Below are 3,303 nucleotides of genomic sequence, written 5' to 3' on the forward strand. Positions count from 1 at the left end.
GAGCGCGCGCCCTGGGGAGGGCGGGAGGGACGGTGCTACACCTTGAGGCGGACGGAGCCGGGCAGAATGGTGATGCGGCACGGCAGCCTGCCGGGCACCTCTCCGTCCATCTCCAGGAAGACCTCCTCGTCACTCTCGGCCTCGAGGGTGCGGCACTGGAGGTAGCGCGTCTTGTTCCAGGTGATGTGGTCGCCGTTGTAGACGCCCTTGGACTTGATGACGAAGTCGGACAGGCCGTAGTCGTGCCAGAGCGTCAGGTCGAAGAGGCCGTCGTGGGTGATGGCCTTGGGGGCCACGCACATGCCACTGCCGAAGTAGCGCCCGTTGGAGGCGGCGACGACGGTGATGCCCATCTCCTCGGGAGCGCCGCCGTCCACGCGCAGACGCACCTTGCGATCCTTGTACTTCGCCATCGTCTTCACCGTGCCCCACACGAAGCTCAGGTTGCCGCCGAGCGCCTTGCTGCCGGTGTTCACCTCGTGGGCCACCGCCGCGCTCACGCCGAAGGAGGCGATGTTGGCGAAGTAGCGCGACTCCTTCTGGCCCTCGTGGTTGACGTACTCGGCGAGCCCCACGTCGAAGGGCTCGGTCTTGTCGGAGCGCAGCCGCTCCAGGGCGGACGCCAGCTCCAGATCCCACCCGAAGGCGCGCCGGAAGTCGCCGCCGGTGCCGCGCGGGATGAGGCCCAGCGCCGCCTGGGGGTTGATGGCCTTGCCGTCGCGGAAGAAGCCGTTGATGACCTCGTTGACGGTGCCATCCCCTCCGACGGCCGCGATGCACTCATAGCCATCCGTGAGCGCATCGCGCGTCAGGCGCGCGGCATCCATGGCCCGCTCGGTGAACCCGAAGCCGAAGTCGCCGATCATCCGGGTCACCTGGCCGGAGATTTCGGCCCACCGCTTGCCCGTCTGCCCACCGGCGCTGCGGGGATTCACCACGAGGAACGTCTTCATCGGCCCTTGTCCTCCTACGGGGAAGTGCCTGTTTACAGCGGTCAGGAGGGCTCGCACCACTGGGGACCACGTTCCGGCACCGCTTCTCCTCTCGGGACGCTTTATTCCCCCCCGGCTCCCACGTGCCGGCCCGGCCAGGATGAGAACGTGTTGACGTGGGCTCCCGGGGTGCGCATGACGTGCAGCGCGGGCGCTGGTGCCCGCCCGAGAGGACGACCCATGAAGAACACCTGGCGGATTCTGGCGGCAGTGGCGGCACTGTCGCTCGCGGCGTGCCCCAGCGACGAGAACGGGGGTGGCAATGGAACCGGAAGCGGGAGCTGCACGGGCACCATCAGCGGAGCCCTGACGGGCAGCGTGCGGACCTGCACCGTCATGGCGGAGAAGCTCGCCACCAACGGAGAGCTCCTCTACACCATCACCATCGAGCCCGCGACGAGCGGAGACGTCGAGACCATCGACGACATCATCGTCAGCTTCATGGGCGACCCCAAGACGGGCACCTTCAGCGGGAGCGCCTTCCGGCAGTTCACCGGCTCCATCTTCGGCAAGGATGGCAACAAGCAGTTCGACGTGCAGCTCGGGTTCAACGATAACCGTGGCTCGGCGACCCTCGTCATCGACTCGGTGCCGACCGGTGAGCCCGCGGGCAACAACACGGTCTACAAGGGCTTCAACGGGAGGGCGCAGATCCAGTACACCGCGACCCCGGGCACCGACTCCACCGGCACGGTGGACCTGTCGCTGACCTTCAAGCGCTAGCAGGTGACGCCCACGGGCCTCCGCCTCCCGTCCACGCGGGAGGCGGTCGCACCGCTCAGCTCACTTCTGCGGCGGGGGCGTGGGGCGGACGTGGACCTCGCGCAGCTGCCGGTCGTCCACGTCGCCCGGGGCACCCGTCATCAGATCCGTGCCCGTCTTCGTCTTGGGGAACGGGATGACGTCACGCAGGGACTCGGCGCTCGTGAGCAGCATCACCAGCCGGTCCATGCCCAGCGCGATGCCACCGTGCGGCGGCGCGCCGAACTTCAGCGCGTCCAGCAGGAAGCCGAACTTCGCCCGCGCGTCCTCGTCCGAGATGCCCAGCGCCTTGAACACCTCCGCCTGCACCTTGGGGTCGTGCAGACGGATGGAGCCGCCGCCGATCTCGAAGCCGTTGAGCACCACGTCGTAGCGGTGGCACTTCACGCGGCCCGGATCCGTCAGCAGGTACGCCACGTCCTCGTCGTGCGGCCGGGTGAAGGCGTGGTGCGCCGCCGCCCACGTCTTGCTCTCCTCGTCGTACTCGAAGAGGGGCGGGTTGACGACCCAGAGGAACTTCCACACGCCGCCGCTGCCGTACTCGGGGATGAGGCCGAGCTTCTTGGCCACGTGCACGCGCAGGTTGGCCATCACCGTGTGGACCAACGACTCGCGGCCGAACTGGAACACGAGGAGGTCGCCCGTCTTCGCGTTGCAGGCCTGGTTGATGGCCTGGCGCAGCGCGGGAGTAATGGTCTTGGACAGGGGGGACTGGGTCCACTCTCCGCCCTCGCCCACCTTGGCGCGTGCGAGCCCCTTGGCGCCGTTCTGCTTGGCGAAGTCCTCGAGCTTGTCGCTCTCCGCGCGGCTCATCGGCTTGTCCGCGGGGATGACCATGGCCTTGACGATGCCGCCCTGCTCCACCGCCTCGAACATCATCGGCACGCCGCCCGGGGCGCCGTGCTGACGGATGAGGTCGGTGAGCACGATGTGCTCCAGCCCGAAGCGCAGGTCCGGCTTGTCGTTGCCGTACTTCGCCATGGACTCATCGAAGTTCATCCGCATGAAGGGCGTGGGGATGTCGATGCCGAGCACCTCGCCCCACAGCCGCTTGAGCAGCCCCTCGATGATGGTGAAGATGTCGTCCTGGGTGACGAAGCTCATCTCGACGTCGATCTGCGTGAACTCGGGCTGCCGGTCCAGGCGCAGATCCTCGTCGCGGAAGCACTTGACGATCTGGAAGTAGCGGTCGAAGCCCGCCACCATGAAGAGCTGCTTGTAGAGCTGGGGGCTCTCGGCCAGGGCGTAGAACTTGCCCGGGTTGAGCCGGCTGGGCACCAGGAAGTTGCGCGCGCCCCCCGGGGTGTACTTGCCCATGAAGGGCGTCTCCAGCTCCAGGAAGCCGTTGCCCACCATGTACGAGCGGGTGATCGCGTTCATCTTCGAGCGCGTCATCAGCGACTGCTGCAGCGGCTTGCGGCGCAGGTCCAGGAAGCGGTAGGCCAGCCGCTTCTCCTCCGCCGTGTCGATGGTGTCCTCGACGAGGAAGGGCGTGGGCTCGGAGCGGTTGAAGATGGTCAGGTCCGTGGCCTTGATCTCGATCTCACCC

Annotated in this window: 3 protein-coding genes; 1 reads left to right on the top strand and 2 read right to left on the bottom strand. The window is 67.5% G+C overall.

Annotated elements, in window-relative coordinates; translation table 11 throughout:
* Positions 1–35 precede the first annotated feature (35 nt).
* Entirely contained in the window at positions 36–953 is a 918-nt protein-coding gene (locus tag VF697_RS14555) for a diacylglycerol kinase family protein (RefSeq protein ID WP_331095350.1), read from the bottom strand.
* Between the two features lie 219 nt (positions 954–1,172).
* Here VF697_RS14555 and VF697_RS14560 point away from each other — a divergent pair, with 219 nt between their 5' ends.
* Positions 1,173–1,715 (top strand): hypothetical protein, encoded by a 543-nt coding sequence (locus VF697_RS14560; protein WP_331095352.1) that lies wholly within the window; start codon positions 1,173–1,175, stop codon positions 1,713–1,715.
* Positions 1,716–1,775: 60 nt separating this feature from the next.
* Here VF697_RS14560 and aspS read toward each other — a convergent pair.
* Positions 1,776–3,303: aspartate--tRNA ligase (gene aspS, locus VF697_RS14565; RefSeq protein ID WP_331095354.1), on the bottom strand; the 1,528-nt coding region annotated here is incomplete at its 5' end.

The sequence above is a fragment of the Archangium sp. genome (assembly GCF_036388035.1).
GTDB lineage: Bacteria > Myxococcota > Myxococcia > Myxococcales > Myxococcaceae > Archangium.

Coding starts and splice junctions, on each gene's coding strand:
- VF697_RS14555 (WP_331095350.1), bottom strand. CDS start 953: ATGAAGACGTTCCTCGTGGTGAATCCCCGCAGCGCCGGTGGGCAGACG.
- VF697_RS14560 (WP_331095352.1), top strand. CDS start 1,173: ATGAAGAACACCTGGCGGATTCTGGCGGCAGTGGCGGCACTGTCGCTC.